This is a genomic window from Burkholderia sp. 567 (assembly GCF_040545115.1).
GTDB classification, from domain to species: Bacteria; Pseudomonadota; Gammaproteobacteria; order Burkholderiales; family Burkholderiaceae; genus Burkholderia; species Burkholderia ambifaria.
The window spans coordinates 551,509-569,440 of the sequence record NZ_JBEPLG010000003.1; the positions used below are offsets into that span (position 1 = coordinate 551,509).

Annotated in this window: 20 protein-coding genes; 7 read left to right on the forward strand and 13 right to left on the reverse strand. The window is 66.6% G+C overall.

Annotated features, from left to right (window positions below):
• Nucleotides 1-200 precede the first annotated feature (200 nt).
• Together ABIC50_RS12940 and ABIC50_RS12945 are read right to left on the reverse strand one after the other, a co-directional pair.
• A complete protein-coding gene (locus tag ABIC50_RS12940) occupies nucleotides 201-1,226 on the reverse strand; it encodes a lysozyme inhibitor LprI family protein (RefSeq protein ID WP_354164501.1) in 1,026 nt (341 codons plus the stop codon).
• A gap of 202 nt (nucleotides 1,227-1,428) precedes the next feature.
• Nucleotides 1,429-2,313 (reverse strand): LysR family transcriptional regulator, encoded by an 885-nt coding sequence (locus tag ABIC50_RS12945; RefSeq protein ID WP_126224182.1) that lies wholly within the window; start codon nucleotides 2,311-2,313, stop codon nucleotides 1,429-1,431.
• Between the two features lie 127 nt (nucleotides 2,314-2,440).
• Here ABIC50_RS12945 and ABIC50_RS12950 point away from each other — a divergent pair, with 127 nt between their 5' ends.
• A complete protein-coding gene (locus ABIC50_RS12950; RefSeq protein WP_006750591.1) occupies nucleotides 2,441-3,166 on the forward strand; it encodes a pirin family protein in 726 nt (241 codons plus the stop codon).
• A 66-nt stretch (nucleotides 3,167-3,232) separates the two neighbouring features.
• The gene (gene wrbA / locus ABIC50_RS12955; protein WP_354164265.1) at nucleotides 3,233-3,835 is read left to right on the forward strand and encodes an NAD(P)H:quinone oxidoreductase; all 603 of its coding nucleotides are present in this window, start codon (nucleotides 3,233-3,235) and stop codon (nucleotides 3,833-3,835) included.
• A gap of 132 nt (nucleotides 3,836-3,967) precedes the next feature.
• Here wrbA and ABIC50_RS12960 read toward each other — a convergent pair whose 3' ends face one another.
• From ABIC50_RS12960 to ABIC50_RS12970, 3 genes are all read right to left on the reverse strand, one after another.
• On the reverse strand, nucleotides 3,968-4,291 hold the full coding sequence (locus tag ABIC50_RS12960) for a hypothetical protein (protein WP_354164268.1): 324 nt from the start codon (nucleotides 4,289-4,291) through the stop codon (nucleotides 3,968-3,970).
• A 244-nt stretch (nucleotides 4,292-4,535) separates the two neighbouring features.
• Nucleotides 4,536-5,270 carry an LrgB family protein gene (locus tag ABIC50_RS12965; RefSeq protein ID WP_012372191.1) on the reverse strand — a complete coding sequence of 245 codons (735 nt, stop codon included), beginning with the start codon at nucleotides 5,268-5,270 and terminating at the stop codon, nucleotides 4,536-4,538.
• Nucleotides 5,267-5,638, reverse strand: a complete 372-nt coding sequence (locus tag ABIC50_RS12970; RefSeq protein ID WP_011660952.1) for a CidA/LrgA family protein — start codon at nucleotides 5,636-5,638, stop codon at nucleotides 5,267-5,269. Before ABIC50_RS12970 ends, ABIC50_RS12965 begins: the two co-directional genes overlap by 4 nt.
• A 429-nt stretch (nucleotides 5,639-6,067) precedes the next feature.
• Here ABIC50_RS12970 and ABIC50_RS12975 point away from each other — a divergent pair, with 429 nt between their 5' ends.
• Nucleotides 6,068-7,240 (forward strand): porin, encoded by a 1,173-nt coding sequence (locus tag ABIC50_RS12975; protein WP_175676760.1) that lies wholly within the window; start codon nucleotides 6,068-6,070, stop codon nucleotides 7,238-7,240.
• A gap of 182 nt (nucleotides 7,241-7,422) precedes the next feature.
• Here the strand turns inward: ABIC50_RS12975 and ABIC50_RS12980 are convergent, their stop codons facing one another.
• The 3 genes from ABIC50_RS12980 to ABIC50_RS12990 form a co-directional block, all read right to left on the reverse strand.
• On the reverse strand, nucleotides 7,423-7,890 hold the full coding sequence (locus ABIC50_RS12980; RefSeq protein ID WP_354164271.1) for a sodium:proline symporter: 468 nt from the start codon (nucleotides 7,888-7,890) through the stop codon (nucleotides 7,423-7,425).
• Between the two features lie 37 nt (nucleotides 7,891-7,927).
• Entirely contained in the window at nucleotides 7,928-8,587 is a 660-nt protein-coding gene (locus ABIC50_RS12985; protein ID WP_006749736.1) for a hypothetical protein, read from the reverse strand.
• Nucleotides 8,588-8,714: 127 nt separating this feature from the next.
• The gene (locus tag ABIC50_RS12990; protein ID WP_354164274.1) at nucleotides 8,715-9,734 is read right to left on the reverse strand and encodes a LysR substrate-binding domain-containing protein; all 1,020 of its coding nucleotides are present in this window, start codon (nucleotides 9,732-9,734) and stop codon (nucleotides 8,715-8,717) included.
• Between the two features lie 57 nt (nucleotides 9,735-9,791).
• On the opposite strand from ABIC50_RS12990, the gene ABIC50_RS12995 reads away from it, so the two are divergent.
• The 3 genes from ABIC50_RS12995 (at nucleotide 9,792) to ABIC50_RS13005 (ending at nucleotide 12,820) form a co-directional block, all read left to right on the forward strand.
• Nucleotides 9,792-10,688, forward strand: coding sequence for a DMT family transporter (locus ABIC50_RS12995; protein WP_354164277.1), 897 nt, complete (start codon nucleotides 9,792-9,794; stop codon nucleotides 10,686-10,688).
• Nucleotides 10,689-11,275: 587 nt separating this feature from the next.
• Nucleotides 11,276-12,430: a branched-chain amino acid ABC transporter substrate-binding protein gene (locus ABIC50_RS13000; protein WP_006756574.1), complete on the forward strand. Its 1,155-nt coding sequence runs from the start codon at nucleotides 11,276-11,278 to the stop codon at nucleotides 12,428-12,430.
• Nucleotides 12,431-12,517: 87 nt separating this feature from the next.
• The gene (locus ABIC50_RS13005) at nucleotides 12,518-12,820 is read left to right on the forward strand and encodes an XRE family transcriptional regulator (protein ID WP_354164280.1); all 303 of its coding nucleotides are present in this window, start codon (nucleotides 12,518-12,520) and stop codon (nucleotides 12,818-12,820) included.
• Between the two features lie 120 nt (nucleotides 12,821-12,940).
• Here ABIC50_RS13005 and ABIC50_RS13010 read toward each other — a convergent pair whose 3' ends face one another.
• From ABIC50_RS13010 to ABIC50_RS13030, 5 genes are all read right to left on the reverse strand, one after another.
• Nucleotides 12,941-13,495 (reverse strand): PaaI family thioesterase, encoded by a 555-nt coding sequence (locus ABIC50_RS13010; RefSeq protein WP_354164283.1) that lies wholly within the window; start codon nucleotides 13,493-13,495, stop codon nucleotides 12,941-12,943.
• Nucleotides 13,492-14,658 (reverse strand): radical SAM family protein, encoded by a 1,167-nt coding sequence (locus tag ABIC50_RS13015; RefSeq protein WP_354164286.1) that lies wholly within the window; start codon nucleotides 14,656-14,658, stop codon nucleotides 13,492-13,494. The genes ABIC50_RS13010 and ABIC50_RS13015 overlap by 4 nt, the downstream gene beginning before the upstream one ends.
• Nucleotides 14,655-15,341, reverse strand: a complete 687-nt coding sequence (locus ABIC50_RS13020) for a Phenylacetic acid catabolic protein (protein ID WP_354164289.1) — start codon at nucleotides 15,339-15,341, stop codon at nucleotides 14,655-14,657. Before ABIC50_RS13020 ends, ABIC50_RS13015 begins: the two co-directional genes overlap by 4 nt.
• 94 nt (nucleotides 15,342-15,435) lie before the next feature.
• On the reverse strand, nucleotides 15,436-16,290 hold the full coding sequence (locus tag ABIC50_RS13025; RefSeq protein WP_354164292.1) for a thioesterase II family protein: 855 nt from the start codon (nucleotides 16,288-16,290) through the stop codon (nucleotides 15,436-15,438).
• A 16-nt stretch (nucleotides 16,291-16,306) separates the two neighbouring features.
• The gene (locus tag ABIC50_RS13030) at nucleotides 16,307-16,933 is read right to left on the reverse strand and encodes a hypothetical protein (RefSeq protein ID WP_354164295.1); all 627 of its coding nucleotides are present in this window, start codon (nucleotides 16,931-16,933) and stop codon (nucleotides 16,307-16,309) included.
• A 512-nt stretch (nucleotides 16,934-17,445) separates the two neighbouring features.
• Here ABIC50_RS13030 and ABIC50_RS13035 point away from each other — a divergent pair.
• Complete coding sequence (locus ABIC50_RS13035) at nucleotides 17,446-17,868, forward strand: DUF4902 domain-containing protein (RefSeq protein ID WP_041491786.1); 423 nt, start codon at nucleotides 17,446-17,448, stop codon at nucleotides 17,866-17,868.
• The last annotated feature ends 64 nt before the right edge of the window (nucleotides 17,869-17,932 follow it).

Genomic DNA, 17,932 nt, shown 5'->3' on the forward strand with positions numbered 1-17,932 from the left:
ATGACGATTTCGGACGCACCGTCATATTGCCGCCACCATCCGCCGCCGTCCGATCAGGATGCCTCTGCCGGTGCCGATGACATGTTTCGCGGGACAAATTCAATTGCCACTCAAAAAAACTGAACGGGCAAGAAAAGCCATAAAAAGCTCGATTTACCAACAGTCAGCCAACACGTGTATCGGGCCGCCGTCCAGCCGAATCACATCACGTCGATCGGCAGCGTCTTGTCGAGCTTGTCGTGCCACGCGCGAATGGTCTTCGGCACCGTCTTTTTCCACGCCGGCACGTTCGAGTAGTAGCGCATCCGCACCTTGTCATGCGCATCGAACACGAGCAGCCCGATCCACAGGTCGGTACCCCGTTGCATCACGATCCCGGCGTTCGTCGTCGCGATGCCACGCACCCAGTACGACGTCACGCTGGCGTTCAGGCCGTCGAGATCCTTCTCGTCCGCGCTGACGTTGATCATGTCGACGAGCGTCTGATAGTCGGCGCCGAGCAGCTTGTGCGCGACCGCGTTCTGCCGCGCGTCGGTCAGCACCTTCAGGGTCACGAGATCCGCCGGCGGACGCGCCTGCGCCTTCGATGCCGTCACGTAATCGCCCGAATACGTGACGCCCGAACCGGCGCCGCAATCGACATCGCTGCCCTGCTGTGCGACCTGCATGCGTCCACCCTTGCGGCTGAAATCGAGCCGGCATTGATCCTGGCGAAACGTGCCGCGGTCGCCGTGCAGTTCGATATCGCCGCTGAGCCCGCCGGTATTCGCACCGTTGTTGCCGCTCAGTTCGAAGTGCAGGCGCGGCGCCGTGCCGGTGAACGTCAGCACGCCGCCGAACGACGGGGTGTCGCTGTCGCGATACCACGTCTGCTGCCACCGGTCGGCTGCAAGCGGCGCACCGTTCAGGCTCGCAAGCCGCTCGCGATAGCGATCGCCGACGCACAACACGCCGGCGCCGCAGCGGTCGCGTTGCTTCAGCCATTGCAACTGCGCGGCCTTCAGCGCGGCCGTATCGCCGCCTTTCGCAAGCGCCTTCTTCCACGCCGCGGCCAGCTGGCCGTCGAGCGACGACAGCGCAGGATCCGCGCAGATCGCCTTCTCGGTCGGCGAAGCGGCTTTCGTGCAGTCGAAGCCGGCCGCGTGCGCGGCCATCGGCGGGATCGTCAGTACTGCCAATATCATCGCGGATCGCAGGTTCGCGCGCCGCGCATGCCGGCCGTGCATCACGGTTTGCCCTCGCTCGCCGGCGCGAGCATTCGATCGGTTTTTCATTGTCATTGGACTCGTCGTGGATCGCAGCGAGTAGAAGCTACGTGCTCGCTGCGATTCGAGGTAAAAACGCCCGGCCCGGCATGCCCTGCGGACCGTCGGCCCCGTCGAAGCCTAACGCGAATGCGCGCCGCCGATCAATCGCGCCCCCCGCCCTCTACCTCCGCACGCCCAGCCGCTCCGCCAGAAACCCGATGAACGTGCGCAGCGTGACGAACCCTTCCCGATGCTGCGGAAACACCGCGTTCAGCGTGATCGGCGACGGCGCGTACGCGTCGAGCACCGGCACGAGCGCGCCGCTGTCGAGCGCCGCGCCGACGATGAAATGCGGCAGCAGCGCGATGCCGAGCCCCGCGATCGCCGCGTCGCGCACGACTTCGCCGTTGTTCGCGACGAGCGGCCCCTGCACGTCGAACGTGCGCGCCGCGCCGTCGATCCGGAATTCCCAGCCGACGCGCCGCTCGCGGCCGTACAGCAGGCACGTGTGCGCGGCGAGATCGGCCGGCGTGTCGGGCGTGCCCTGCCGCTTCAGGTAAGCGGGGCTCGCGCACGCGATCATCTTCCACGCACCGAGCGGGCGGGCGATCAGCGTCGAATCCTCGAGCGCGCCGATCCGCAGCACGAGGTCGAAGCCCTCGCCGATGAGATCGACGCGCCGGTCGGTCAGGTCGAGGTTCAGCCGCACGGCCGGATGCGCGGCCAGGAATTCGGCGATCAGCGGCGACACGTGCGTGATCCCGAACGACAGCGGCGCGCTGATCTTCAACGAGCCATGCAGTTCGGTGCTGCGCACCGACATCGCCTGCTCGGCGTCGGCGACCTCGGCGAGGATCCGCTGCGCGCGCGCATAGAACTCCTGCCCCGATTCCGTGACCGCGAGATTGCGCGTATTGCGATGCAGGAGGCGCACGCCGAGCGACGCCTCCAGCGCCATCGTGCGCCGGCTCACGAATTGCTTGGACAGCATCAGTTGATCGGCCGCCGCCGTGAAGCTGCCCGCATCGACGGTCGACACGAAGATCCTGAGGTCGTTGAGTTCCATATTGTCCACCTGAAAGTGACAGTCATTATCTCTACAACCATTTATTTGTCAAATCGATTGACCTAAGATTCATCTCAACGAACGGCCGGGCCCACTTTCGAGGTCCGGCGACTTCCAGGACAAAATCATGATCGAGACTCGTGCAGCAAACCAACGTGGCCACGCCGAACATGGCTGGCTCAGCTCCCGTCACACGTTTTCGTTCGCGAACTACTACGATCCGAAGCAAGTCGGCTTCTCCGACCTGCTGGTGATCAACGACGACCGCGTCGCACCGGGCCGCGGCTTCGGCACGCACCCGCACCGCGACATGGAAATCCTGTCGTACGTGCTCGACGGTGCGCTGGAGCACAAGGATTCGATGGGCACCGGGTCGGTGATCGTGCCGGGCGACGTCCAGTTGATGAGCGCGGGTACCGGCGTGCGTCACAGCGAGTTCAACCACTCGCACGAGACGCCCGTCCACTTCCTGCAGATCTGGGTCGGACCGTCCGAGAAGGGTGCCGAGCCGCGCTATCAGCAGACGAATGTCGCGGAGGCCGACAAGCGCGGCAGGCTCACGCCGATCGTGTCGCCCGACGGTAACGGCGGTTCGCTGAAGATCCGCCAGGACACGCGGATCTACGCGGGCCTGTTCGACGGCGACGAGCGCGCCACGCTCGAACTGGCACCGGGCCGCTTCGCCTACGTGCATGTCGCACGTGGCAGCGTGACGGTCAACGGCGTGACGCTCGGCGAAGGTGACGGCGCACGTATCCGCGACGAACAGGCGCTCACGTTCGCCGACGGCAAGGATGCCGAGGTGCTGGTATTCGACCTGCGCCCGGTCGAAGTGACGGCCGAGTGGGCGTGACGCCCGTTCGGAAAACCAGGCCCCGCTGACCGCGGGGCCTTACCTTATCAATCGGAGATTCGCATCATGGCCAAGGTACTCGTTCTTTACTACTCGTCCTACGGGCACGTCGAAACGATGGCGCAGCACGTCGCGGAAGGCGCGAAATCGGTGCCCGGCGTCGAGGTCACGCTCAAGCGCGTGCCGGAAACCATCCCCGTCGACCAGGCGAAGGCCATCGGCGTGAAGGTCGACCAGGCCGCGCCCGTCGCCACCGTGGACGAGCTCCCGAACTACGACGCGATCATCTTCGGCACGCCGACCCGCTTCGGCAACATGGCCGGCCAGATGCGCACGTTCCTCGACCAGACCGGCGGCCTGTGGATGAAGGGCGCGCTCGTCGGCAAGATCGGCAGCGTGTTCGCGTCGACCGGCACGCAGCACGGCGGCCAGGAAACGACCATCACGTCGTTCCACACGACGCTGCTGCACCAGGGGATGGTGATCGTGGGCGTGCCCTACGCATGCAGCGGGCTCGTCAACATGAGCGAGATCACGGGCGGCACGCCGTACGGCGCGACCACGCTCGCGGGCGCGGACGGCAGCCGTCAGCCGAGCGCGAACGAGCTCGACATCGCGCGCTACCAGGGCAAGCACGTCGCGGAACTGGCCGTGAAGCTCGCGTCGTAACGCGGGTGCCGCCGGCCCCGGCACGCCCGGACCGCGGCGTGTGTCGCCCGCGCGGCACGCACACGAACGAACGGCGCCGCTCGAACCGGCGCCGTTCGTCATTGCGCGAACACCGGCCGCGAACGCGGGCCGTTACTGGCCCGATGCGGGCGCTGCAGGAGCCGGAGCGGGAGCCGGCGCCGCCTTCGTCGCGGGCGCCTTTTCCACCGCGTTCTGCGGGTAGTTGCTCTGGTCGTTGGTCAGCCGGTAGCCGCTGCCCGTGCCGATCGCATTCAGGTCCTTCGCATGGCGCGCGCGGGCTGCCTTGCGGGCGGCCTTCTTCTGCGCCTTGTCGAGCTGCTTCTGCGTCGGCACGGACGCCGGATCCTGCGCGTATGCCGCCGGCGCCGCGGTCAACAGCAGACCGAACGACGCCGTTACTGCCACTGCCACCGAAACCACGCGAAACTTCGTCATCGCCGGTTCTCCTTGTCGATTGTTGGATGTGGGTCGAACGCCGGCACGCACGCGACGGGTGTCGGCGTGCGACGACGGCGCCGATGCAACGTTAGCCGATCGTCGCACGAATGTCCGTGCCGGTTCCTGAATTCTCCTGATAACGGCAGCGATACGTGCGCGGCAGGGGCCCGGCCGGCCGGCGCGGCGCACGCGGCCATCAGGGAAACCGATAGTCTCGCGCGCGGCCGGCGCGCGCCACCGCTCAGATCCAGCGCGACAACACCGGCAGCAGGATCGGCACGACGAACGCGGTCAGCACGCCGTTCAGCCCCATCCCGAGCCCCGCGAACGCGCCGGCCTCCTCGCTGACCTGGAACGCGCGCGCGGTGCCGATCCCGTGCGACGCGACGCCGAGCGCGAAACCGCGCACGGCCGGCTCCTCGATACGCAGCGCGTTCAGGATCCCGCGTGCGCACACGGCGCCGAAAATCCCCGTCGAGATCACCAGCACCGCGGTCAGCGACGGAATCCCGCCGATCGCCTGAGCGACGGCCATCGCGATCGGCGTGGTCGCGGATTTCGGCGCGAGCGACGCGATCGTCTGGTGCGACGCGCCGAACAATGCGGCGATGCCGACCGCCGACACGATCGCGGTCAGCGAGCCCGCCAGCAGCCCGACGAGCAGCGGCACCGCGGCGCGCCGCAGCTTCGACCACTGGCGGTACAGCGGCAGCGCCAGCGCGACGGTCGCCGGGCCGAGCAGGAAGTGGACGAACTGCGCGCCCTCGAAATACGTCGGATACGGCGTGTGCGTGATCGTCAGCAGCACGACGATCAGCGCGACCGCGATCAGCACCGGGTTCGCGAGCGGGTTGAAGCGTGCGCGTGCATAGACGGCCTGGGCAATCAGGTAGGCGATCAGCGTGATCGTCAGGCCGAGCAGCGGGGTCGCGGCGAGGTAAACCCAGATCGCGCCGAGTTTCGGGAAGGCCGTCATGGCGTGCCCTCCGCCGCGCCGTGCCCGCGCCGCTGGCGGCGCAGCAATGCGCGCGTGACGAGCGCCGTCACGGCGATCGCGAGCGACGTGCTGACCGCCAGCGCGACGACGACCGCGAGCGCATCGCCGCGCACGCGGTCGGCCGACACCATGATGCCGACGCCGGCCGGCACGAACAGCAGCGACAGATGGCGCAGCAGTTCGAGCGCGGTCGGTTCGATCGCGTCGGCCGCCTGCGGGCGCAGCATCACGAAGCCGAACAGCAGCAGCATGCCGATCACGGGGCCCGGCACCGGCAGGCCGAACAAATAGGACACGCCTTCCCCGAGACACTGGAAGGTCAGCAAGACCGCGAACGCCTGCAGCATGAACCGCTTCTCCCGAACGTGGCCGCGCTACTGCGCTACGGTGTAGCCGCGCGGCCGATGAGCCGGCTGTGAACGACGCCGGCGTGGACGATACGCGCGATCGTAACGCGACGCCCGCATCCAACGCGCAGCCGTGACCGGCTCCGCTCAGTTGGACCCGCCATCGCGGCGCGTGATCCGAGCATGATAGTCAACGCAGATATTTCACGCCGCATCGCCGTTCACTGCGAACGCATGATGCTGGACCGCATAGGCGGCGAGCGCGGATGCACGAAGCCGCTTCTCCCCACACTCGTTGCGCACGCAACGATACCGCGATACGCCGCCCCGCCTCATAACGATCCGACAATTTATTGGTTCCCTTGACGATGCGCCGTCCGTATCGTTCACCGACTCGTCAGACCTATCGACCAACGGGGGAATCCAATCATGAAACGAATCCGGACATTCGCGCTGCTCGCCCTGCCGGCCTCGCTCCATGCCGCCGGCGCGCACGCGCAAAGCAGCGTCACGCTGTACGGCATCGCCGATGCGGGCATCGCCTACGTGCACAACGTGCGGAACGCGAACGGCAGCAATGCGTCGAACCTCGTCAGGTTCAGCAGCGGCAACCTGTCCGGCAGCCGCTGGGGGCTGCGTGGCATCGAGGATCTCGGCGGCGGGCTGTCCGCGCTGTTCCAGCTCGAGAACGGCTTCAACCTCGGCACCGGCGCGCTCGGCCAGGGCGGGCGCGAATTCGGCCGCAAGGCCGTCGTCGGCCTCGCGAGCAACACCTACGGCACCGTGACGCTCGGCCGCCAGTACGATCCGGTCGTCGATCTCGTGCAGGGCCTCACCGAGGACAACTACTTCGGCGGCGTGTTCTCGACGCCGGGCGATCTCGACAACTACGACAACAGCCTGCGCGTCAGCAACTCGGTGAAATACACGAGCCCGTTGATCTCCGGCTTCCAGTTCGCCGCGCTGTACGGCTTCGGCGGCGTCGCGGGCGCGACCGGCAGCGGCCGCACCTACAGCTTCGGCCTGAGCTATGCGAACGGCCCGCTGTCGCTCGGCGCCGGCTACTTCTTCGCGAACGGCGGCTCGACGGTCGCGAGCGGCGTGCGCACGTGGTCGAGCAGTTCGGACACGCTGTTCAACACCGTGATCAACCAGGGCTTCTCGAGCGCGAAGTCGATCCAGATCGTGCGCGTGGCCGGCCAGTACGTGGCCGGGCCGGCGACCTTCGGCCTCGCGTATTCGAACACGCAGTACGGCGCGGACACGCTGTCGGCCTTCACGCAGAACGCGAAGTTCAACAACGGCTCGGCGTTCTTCAACTGGCAGTTCTCGCCGGCGCTGCGCGCGGGTGTCGGCTACAACTACACGTCGCTGACGGGCCCGGCCTCCGCGCACTACAACCAGGTGAACCTCGGCGCGGACTACGCACTGTCGAAGCGCACCGACCTGTATGCGCTGTTCGGCTACCAGAAGGCGAGCGGCAATACGCTGAATGCGAGCGGCGCGATCGTGAAGGCCGCGGCATCGGTCGGCTCGTATGGCGTGAACTCCGGCACCGATACGCAGGAACTCGCGATCGTCGGCATCCGCCACAAGTTCTGACGGCGCACGTCGCATCATGCCGAGCGCGGCGGATGAACGTTGCGATGTGCCCCGACCATTCGACCCTTGGCGTCACGCACGGCGCCGGCTTCGTATAGAGTCACCCGACGATTGAACGACCGGGCACGGCGGATTATTCCAGGGGTCGTGATGCGAAAGCGCGACGCGGCAACCGCCGCAGATCAGGCGCGCGGCGAGCGCCGCACGATGCAGTAGACGCCCGCGGCGGTCACGCCGAAGGCAAGATGGGCGATTAGCGTGATCGCGCCGCGCACGGGAACGAACCACGGAAAGATCGCGGTGAACGCGTGCAGGTTGACGCCGTAGAGAACGAGTCCGAACACGCCGCCCGCGAGCAGCGCGGCGCCGAGCGACAGGTTGCGGACCAGCTTCGCCAGCACGGCCGCATACGCAAGCGACAGCGCGGCGTGCACCAGCGTCGCGACGCCCATGATCAGCGGATCGAACCCCGAGGACGCGCCGAGCACGGCTCGCCCCATCACGATGGCGGCCGTCAGGCGCGCATCGCGGAGCAGGTTGTGCATCGCATCCTCGCCGGCGATCGGCCAGAGCATCAGCTCGATGACGGTCGAGCCGACCGCCGCGCCGAACGCGGCCCAGAGAATCGGCACCGGACCGTTCCGCTTCAAGCGCCCTCCGCGATGGCCACCCGCCGCAAGGCAGGGCCTACAACGGACGTTCGCAGTCCGTCCAGTACGCGAACGGATCGCGATGCTTCGGATAGTGCTCGTCGAGCCATTTCAGCAACGTCGCACGCGCGTTGTCCATGTCGGCCTTCGACGACGACGTCGTCAGCTCGTGCACTTCGACGGACTTTTCCCGATCCATCACGTAGCAGTTCCAGTCCGGGCCGTCACCATCCGGATCGTCAGACGCCTTCGACGACTTGCCCCAGCCGAACCCCTTGCGCGCATCGATGTAGTAGCGCGGATGCACTTTCAGATACGACATCTCGCCGCCCTGCAGGCTGCTTTCCGCGCGCAGCACGTCGCGCTCGTCGACGATCTGCGTGACGTCCGGAAGCCGGCGCGAACGCCAGCCGGCCGGCAGCGTCGCCGTCGCGCGGACCGCGTCGTACGCACCCCACGTGAGGCCCCACGCTTCGGCCATGCGCTTCATGAACGCATCCGCGCCCGGATAGCCGCGCAGCTGGATCCGCGTCGACAACGTGACTTCGACCCGGCCGTCGGGGCCAGCGGGGTCGCCTGCCGCTTCGAACGGGTTGCCCGGACGCGACGCGCGCTGCTGCGCGTCCGCGGGCGCCATGCCCGAAAACAGCTGGTCGAGCGCCGCACGCGCTTTCGACGACTTGTCTGGTCTATTCATTACTCACTCTCTCCCTCTGCATCCGTACGTCTGCAGAAACTGTCGATTCTCATTCATTATCGGATTTCGCGTTTTTCCGCGATCGCATTGTCAATCATCCGGCATCCCGGGTCGAGCCGCCGCGACGTCAGGCGCCCTTCGACGCACGTGCCGGCGGCTGTACCGCCTGCCCCAGCGCCGCCCGCATCCGCTCCATCAGCGCGAGCACCTCCGGACGATTCTCGCCTTTCGCATGCACGAAGTGATACTTGAGCGGCGACTCGACCTCGTGCCGGCTCACGCGGACGAGCGCGCTGCGCTCGAGATACGCATCCGCGAGCGGCATCCGCGCGAGCGCCACGCCGAGCCCCGCTTCGGCCGCCGCGAGCACCAGGTTGTAATCCTCGAAGCGGCGATCCTGCGCGCGCGGCTTGAACGCAATGCCGAGCGCGTCGAACCAGGTACGCCAGCCGGTCACGTCGGAATCGTGCAGCAGCGGCATCTCGAGCAGCGCGGCGTCGCCGCTTCGACGGCGCAGCGCGGCCAGTTGCGCGGCGAGCCGCGGATGCGCGACCGGATGGAGCGTCTCCGGCATGAACTCGCGGGTTTCGAGCTGACGCCAGTTGCCGCGCCCGTAGCGGATCGACAGATCCGCCTCGCCGGCGGCGATATCCACGTTGCGCACGTCGATGCCGAGCTCGATGCGTAACGCGGGCGCTTCGCTCTCGAGTGCATGCTGCCGCTCGAACAGCCAGAGCTGCGCGAATGCCGGCACCACACTCAGCTTGACGAGGCGCGGCGTACGCGGCGAGCGCCACTGGTCGGCCGCGCCGTCGATGATCGTGAACGCCTGTTCGATCCGGCCGACGAAGCGCTGGCCGTCCGGCGTGAGGCGCACGCCGCGCGCATGGCGTTCGAACAACGCCATGCCCAGCCAGTTCTCGACGGCGGCCACGCGCCGGCTGATCGCGCCGTGCGTGACGCCGGACACGTCGGCGGCCGCCAGAAACGAACCGTGGCGCGCCACCATGCAGACTGTCTCCAGGCTCGCCAGCGGCGGCCGCGAGCCGGGTGCCGGCGTGACGGCCGGCAGCGCGTCCGCCACACGCCGAGACGTGCGCGCCGAGCCGTCGGCCCGGCGCCGCACCGAGCTGTGAGCCATATTCATATTCGGATGTTGATCTGTGCGCTAGCTTAACATCTCGCTACACCGCACCATTGTCGCATGAACACCCTTTCCTCCTCGTCGCGCAGCGCGCGACAGCCGCTCGTCGCGGCCGGCGCGGTGGCGTTCACGATCGTCTCGTGGGCCTCCGCTTTCCCGTTCATCCGGATCGGCCTGCACGGGCTGGCGCCGCTGCAACTCGCGGCCGCGCGCTTCGCGACCGCGGCCGTGCTGGTGATCGCATGGCTGGCGTGGCGGCGGCCTGCGAAGCCGTCGACACGCGACGCGTTGCGCTTTCTCGTCTGCGGGTTTCTCGGCATCGCGCTCTACAACGCGCTGCTCAATACCGGCGAGCAAACCGTGTCGGCCGGCGCGGCGAGCTTCATCGTGAACACGCTGCCGATCTTCACGGCGCTGCTGGCCGCGGTGTTTCTGCACGAACGCTTCAATCGCTGGGGATGGCTCGGTTCGCTGATTAGCCTGGCCGGCATCGCGGTGATCGCGCACGGACAACCCGGCGGGCTCGTGCTCGGCTCGGGGAGCACGCTGATCGTCGGCGCGGCGCTGTGTTCGGCCAGTTATTTCGTGCTGCAGCGGCGGCTGATTCCCGTGTACGGCGCGCTGCCCTGCGCCGCGTATACGCTGCTGGCCGGCGCGCTGCTGCTCACGCCATGGTTGCCCGGCGCGGTCGTGTCGCTCGGCGACGCGTCGCACGACACGATGCTGGCGGTGCTGGTGCTCGGCGTCTTTCCCGCCGCGCTGGGTTACGCAACCTGGACTGTCGCGCTCGGTTACTTCGGCGCGGCGCGCGCCGCCAATTTTCTCTATCTGACGCCGGCGGTCGCGACGGCGTTGTCGATCGCGCTGACGGGCGAGCGGCCCGGCATCGAGACGGTGTGCGGCGGGCTGCTGGCGATTGCGGGCGTGATATTCGTCGCGTTGCGCGGACGGACGTAGGCTCGCGGATTCTTCGCACGGCAAAGACCGATCCGAAGAACGATCCGACCATGTCGAACCCGGTTGTCTGCAAAGCCGAACGCACACGCCGCTCATATCGACCCGCACCAATTCGCCGACGCGGCCGGGCTCGACCGTTAGTTGCATCAAAAAGAAGGCGATGAAAGTGTGCAGACAAACCGACCGAACAGTTCGCGATTGATTGCATCGCACTGTCCATGGCCATCGGCATCGGCCCGGTCGAATAATCGGAGCAATCGACAGCGGCGCGAAACGGCCACCAACCTGCACGACGGGCCGGCGCAACAATGGCGCGATCGCCTCACATTTGCGCAAGGCTACGCAATTCGGCGCAGCGGGCGCATACGCGTTCGGATATATTCATACCAATTGCGTGTCGTCTGACGAAAGCATCCCGCTCGCTCGGGAACCGCTCGGCGCCGGCGTTTTCCGTCGACGTCGAGAGCCGGCGGCATGCAAGCCGGCCCCCTCACGGGTCATAGAAATTCGTCCGGCACGTCGATCGCCTCACAAGGGCGCGCAAGCGGCCGGACGGCGCTAGAAATATCAATCAACGGAGATGGCAGATGGAACGAAGCACTGTCGGCATGCGCTGCAAACCCCTGATCACCGTCGCGCTGGCAGCCGCCGCATTCGCGGCCGCGTCGGGCGCGATGGCCGATCAGGTCGTGAAGATCGGCAGCGTCGAACCGACGACGGGCGGCATTTCGCACCTGGGCAAGGACAACGAGAACGGTGCGCGCCTCGCGGTCGAGGAAATCAATGCGAAGGGCCTGACGATCGGCGGCAAGAAGATCACGCTGCAGCTCGACGCGCAGGATGACGCGGCCGACCCGCGCCAGGCCACGCAGGTCGCGCAGAAGCTCGTCGACGACAAGGTCGTCGCCGTCATCGGCCACCTGAACTCGGGCACGTCGATCCCGGCGTCGAAGATCTACAGCGACGCGGGCATCGTGCAGATCTCGCCGTCGGCCACGAATCCGACCTATACGCAGCAGGGCTTCAAAACGACCTACCGCGTGGTCGCGACCGACGCGCAGCAAGGTCCGGCGCTCGCGAGCTACGCGCAGTCGAAGGGTGTGAAGAGCGTCGCGGTGATCGACGATTCGACCGCGTACGGCCAGGGCCTCGCGAACGAATTCGAGAAGAAGGCGAAGGCGCTCGGCCTGAAGGTGCTGTCGCACGACGCGACCAACGACAAGGCCGTCGACTTCCGCGCGATTCTCACGAAGGTCAAGGGCGAGAACCCGGACGCGATCATGTACGGCGGCATGGACGCCACCGGCGGCCCGCTCGCGAAGCAGGCAAGGCAGCTCGGCCTGCGCGCGAAGATCCTGTCCGGCGACGGCGTGTGCACCGACTCGCTGGCCGAGCTGGCCGGCCCGGCCGCCGACAACGTGCTGTGCTCGCAGGCGGGCGCCGCGCTCGAGAAGATGCCGGGCGGCGCGGCATTCCTCGCGAAGTACCAGAAGCGCTTCAACCAGGGCATCAAGTTCGATGCGCCGTTCGCGTACGACGCGGTCTACATCGCGGTCGACGCGATGAAGCGCGCGAACTCGACCGACCCGGCGAAGGTGCTCGCCGCGATGCCGTCGACGAAGTACGAAGGCGTGATCGGCACGACGACGTTCGACGCGAAGGGCGACCTGACGCACGGGATCATCTCGATCTATGGCTACAAGAGCGGCAAGAAGACCTTCCTCGACCAGGTGAAGATGTAACCCGCGGCGACGCCGGCACGACGGGCACGCCACCCGTCGGCGCCGGCGCCGCCCGGGTCGATTCGCGTTTTGCGGAGATGAAGCGACATGTGTGCAATGGCGTATACGGAATTTCAACAGGAGTTGAAGAAAGCGCAGTTGACGGCGCGGGAATTCGCCCGTCTGATCCGGATGAACGAAAGCTCCATCACGAACTATTCGAGCAAGGGCACCGTCCCCTCCCACCTCGCGGTCATCGCGACCCTCATCGGCGCGCTCGCCGCGCACGAGATCGATTTCCGGCACGTGATCGGCAACACGGCGATCGAACCGAAACGCCCGCGCGGCTTCGGCGCGTTTCCGGCGGCGGGCAGCACGCCGGCCGGGAAAAAGAATCGCGGCGCGTCGTGATCGGCCGGGCCTGACAGCGGCGCGCTCGATCGACGCCGCGACATCCGGCGCGGCCTGGGGCAAGTGAACGGCGCTCCATGTTTGCGCGTCGCGCGCGGCCCGCATCACAATGCGTCCCCGTCACGCAGCGGTCTGATCCTTCTCGAGCAGCGCAGCCAGCGCTGCCCGTTCCGACCAATTACTGCGGCCGTCGCGGCCGGACGCGCGCTGCGCCAGCGTAGCCGCTCCGACCACGCCGGTGGCCAGCACGCTGCAGCGGCCCCGCCCTTCGGTCAGCCGCGCCTCGACGAACACGACGCTGGCCGAGCGTCGCATCGCCACGCATTCGACGACCGGGTAGGCCGTCCGGACCGGCTTCATGAACTGGATCGACATCTGGACGGTGCCGCACGTACGGCCCCGCATGTGCAGCACGCCGGTCACCGACATCGCGCAATCGAGCAGGCCTGCGATGATCGCGCCGTTGAGCGCGTCCGTGCCGAGTCCGCCCTCGTGCGCTTGCGTACGCGCCACCAGCGCCAGTCGAACGATCCGCGGGTCCGACAGGTCGAGCGATGCGCCCAGATGGTCAATGATCGGCATCGCCCCGAGGCACGCCTGCCATTGCGCGCGCGCGTCGGCCGGCCCGGGAATGTCGAGCGCCTCGGCGGCCCAGCCGGCATGGGACGCCGTCATTGCACTGCCTCGGGCTGCCGGGCCGGCATTACGGCTAGCGGCACGGTATCGTCCGGAACATCGGCCCGCGGCGCCTCGCGAAACGGCGACCAGATGAACTGCTTCCAGTAACACTCGGCCACGCCGACCCAGGTCCGCAGCGACTCGATGCTATCGAGCGACTTGTCGAGGCTCACCATCAGCCAGCTGTAGACGGCCTGGCTGTCGCGGCAATCGCCGCAATGCCCCGACGTGCAGCACAATTCGACGGTCTGCAGATCCGGCTTCCACGTGTTGAACATCGGCAGCGCAGCGTGGCCGTTCGTCAATCGTTCCACATTGCCCGGATGGTCCTGACTCACGCTCGGGCACACGTCGTAGCCGAACTCGCCGCACCATGCGCGGCCGGTGACGATTGCCTCGATATGCGCGGGATGGTTCAGCACGGTGTCCGGATAGGCGCGTGCGACGCGCAACATTTCGGCCAGCACACGTCGACCGTTTTCCATCCGCAACGGGTGGCCCGTGTCGTACTTGCTGTAAAAGTTGAACGTGACGACGTTGCCGTTGTCGCGAATGCGCCGCACCGTCGGCTCGATATGGCCGATGCCGTCTTCCGTCACCGCGAATACGAACGTGGCGCGCGGATCGTCCCGATAGTTGTCGAGCGCGGTTTCGAACAAGCCTTCGAAGCGGCTGCCGCCCGGCCGAATCGCGCGAAGCGCGTCGTCGAGCGGGCCGCCGCCGAACAACGAGATGAACACCGTCACGCGCTCGAACGGTGCGATGTTCGGCAGCGGCTTCAAGCCGTTCGTCGAGATCGACACGTAGCGCATTTCGTCGACGAAAGCCTCGATCCGGTCGCGAAATAGCGTCGGCTCGCCGCCGATCAACAGCGCGCAGTTCACGCGCCGCTTGCGTTCGGCGGCGACGAATGCTCGCCACTGCCCGATCGACTTCACTTCGTGCGACTGCTGGTCATGACCGAACTCGAAGAACCAACAGCCCTTGCACCGGATATTGCATGCATTGGTCAGGTGATACTCCGATGCGCGGACCAGCGACGAAAATCGCCGGACCTCGTTGAAGCGCGCGGCCAGTGCCGGATCCTGTTCGAGCAGCGCCGGCAGCCGGTCGGCGATCAACTCCTTGCGCCGCGCCTTGATGTCGCGAGCGTCGATCATGACAGCGCCCCGTCGCGGGATGCCATCTCCGGCACCACAAGCCCGAGCGCGGCGAGTTTCGGCAGGATCTTGCGGACGAAATGGCGTCGCAGCTCGCCGTTCGTCGTCTTTCGCAGCCCCCACTTGACGTACAACGCGGACCGCTTCGATTCGTCCCGCCCGAACAGCCCGAGCATATGCGGCCACAGACGGTCGAGCGCCTGTTGGGCCTGCTGCCGTCCCGCGTCGGATGCGCATGCGTCGCGAATGATGCGGAACCCGTGCGCGACATGGACGTGTTCGTCCTTGATGATCTGCTTCACGAAAATCTCGCTGAACGGCGCGTAGCTCGACTCCTGAAACTCGAGCAGATGCTCGAGCACGACCGCCTCGCCCAGGAACGAGAAGATGCCCCGTTCCATCCAGTTTCGTACGCCGCGCACCAATTCGTTCGCGTAATACGGACGCGCCTGGAAATGCTGCGTCAGCATCGCGCTCGTATCGACGTTCAGGCCTGCCAGCACCTCGGCGCTCAGTTCGTAGTGCCGCACCTCCTCGGCCGCACGCTCGCAGCAAACGAATTTCTCGTAGGCATTCGGCGCAAGGTTGTAGAACACCTGCGTGTAGTCGTCCGCGCCGGTCAGCTCCCCCTCCGTATGCACCATCATCAGATGCGTGGCGAGCGTCCGGTATTCGTCGGGCATGTTTCGGAAATCCTCCGGTGTCCTCACTGCATTTTTTCCGATTACCGGGGATGCCGCTTGCAGGGTCTCCACGTGTCGTCTCCTCGGTTGTCTTCTAGGCGATCCGTTCGGCGGTTGATGTCGATGCCCGCTTCACCGCACCACCGCCGGCCGGCGTCGGCGGCTCGCCGAGGATTTCACGCAGATGCGCAAGCACCTCCGCGCGATGCGAGTCGATGAAAAAGTGCTCGCCGCCGAACACGCGCATTCGGATCGGCAACGACGAATACCGTTGCCATTCGCCCAGATCATCGAGTGCGACCAGCGCGTCGTCGGCACCGGCGAGCACATGGACCGGCACCGGCACCGCGCGAATCGCCGCACGCCAGGTTTCCCGGCACTCGAGGTCCGCACGGATCGTCGGCAGGAACAGATCGATGAAGGCATCCGCATCCAGCATCCCCGCAGGCAGTCCTTCCAGCAGATTCAGTTCCTGCACCAGCTCGTCGCGGGGCAAATCGTGCAGCCGGCGCCGGCGTCGCGACGGCAGATGCGGCGCCGCGCATCCGGACACGGCAAGGGCCGACGGGGGCATGCCGAGGTCGACGAGCCGGCTCGCCAGCTCGAGCGCCAGCGCGCCGCCCATGCTGTGTCCGAACAGCACGATGCGCGCGTCGGCAAGGGAAAGCAGGCTTGCCATGACGTGGTCGGCGAGCGCGCCCATCGTGCGCAACGGTGGTTCGCGAAAGCGCGCGCCGCGCCCGGGCAGTTCGACCGCGCACACTTCGACGTCGTCCGGCAACCCGGCATGCCAATGGGCGTACGCGGACGCGTTGCCGCCGGCGTACGAGCAGCACACGAGCCGGATACGCGGCGCGCGGACCGGCATGAAGACTTTCAACGCAGCGGTCGGGGTCATGAGTGTGAGGGTCGGGAGGTCGGGTTCATCGGTCGAGCACGCGCCGGCCACGCGCCGGACGCGTACGTCAAGCAGGCGAGCCGGTATGCCGCCTCGCTTCCCACAGCGCTTCCATGCGTGCGGTAATGGCCGGCAGCTGATCCCGCGTCACGCAATACCTGACCGTACGCAGCGGCGTGCGCAGGATCGGCAGATCGAACACGCCCTCTCCTTGCGCGTCGATGCCGAGCCGCGCCTTGACCCGATTGGCGCCCACGTTGTCGGCCGGCGACTCGAACCGGATCGAATCGAGCGAGAAGCGCGCGAAGAATGCCGCCATCGCCTTCACGTACGACACGATGCCGATGCCGAGTCGCCGATGTTCCGGGCTCCAGATATGCGCGTGCATGACGCCGCTGACGTACTGTCCCGGCACCCCGCCGACGCGCGGTTCGAGATGCGTGAGTTCGTGCACGCCTACGGTCTGTCCTTTCAGCGCGACGCTCAGGATCGCGTTGCGCGGAATGTCGGCGCGCGCGTCCCGCTCGATGTTGAGCGCGAGCATGTCGCGCATCTGACGGCGGCCGGGCAGCCGCGCCGGATCGACGCCCATTTCGATCAGATGGCTGTCGCCGCTGTCGTACCAGTACGCGATGAAGCCGTCGATGTCGGTGCTGTCAAAATTTCGTACCTCAATATCCGCTACGTCGATCACGCCACGCTCCATTTGTCGCTTCGCCGCGGTCGACCGGGCGTTGCGTGCCCGCGTCGGGCCATGCCGTGAAGCGGCCGGCCAATCCGTCTGTCGCGATGATGCAGATATCCGGCACCGACCGTCAGCTGTAGTTTTTTGCAGGATCAAAGGAATTGCGCGTCGCCACGGTTAGTCGCAGAATGTCCTCCAAATCCAGCCATTCATGGCATCGAGTCCGCAGAGTTGCATCACGGCGGATGGCGCGGCCTCATGGCCTTTTTGGTATCCGAACCAATCCCGTCCGGATCACCGCGATTCAGCCGGATCACCTCCGGCATCACACCGCACATCGTCGCGCCAACGGCTACTTCCCGCCGCGCGATCCGATCCGTTCCGCATCGATGTTGTTCCGCTTCCGGCCTGCCGTGGCGACGCCGCGCGGCCAGTCGTCCGCCCATGTTTGAAGGTAACGGTCGTCATTCGCGCGCGATGCGCGCAGCGGCCGGGACACACGCCAAACAAGGAGGTTGCTCTTGGATCTGAAACCGGACGGACATGCGATGCCGGCTTACTTCGACACGTGTTCGCACGACGGATACGTCCGCGTGTCCGCGACGCAGCTCGCATCGATCACGCTCGCGCTGCTCTATGCAGCGTGCGACGAACGCGTACTGAGCGACGCATGGGATCTCGGCCTTCCCGCGTGCCACGCCGGCCATTGCGAATGGATCGATACCAATTGGCGCCCGCCGATGACCTTCGGCTGGGCCTGGTTGACGGATCGCGATCGCACTTGCCGAATGTTTCCGAACAGCGTGACCTCCAACGTGATGATCGTATGCGCACGAGGCTACGACGTCGGGCCCGACCACACCCGATCGCTGCTCGCGGACTGGATCAATACGCTGCCGTGGACCGTTAGTGTCCGCGCGCATCTCGCCCTGCCGGTCCTGTAAAAAGTTGCAGTTTCGACGCGTCCTCCATTTCGCATTTAATGCGTACGTCCATTGGAGTTCGCAC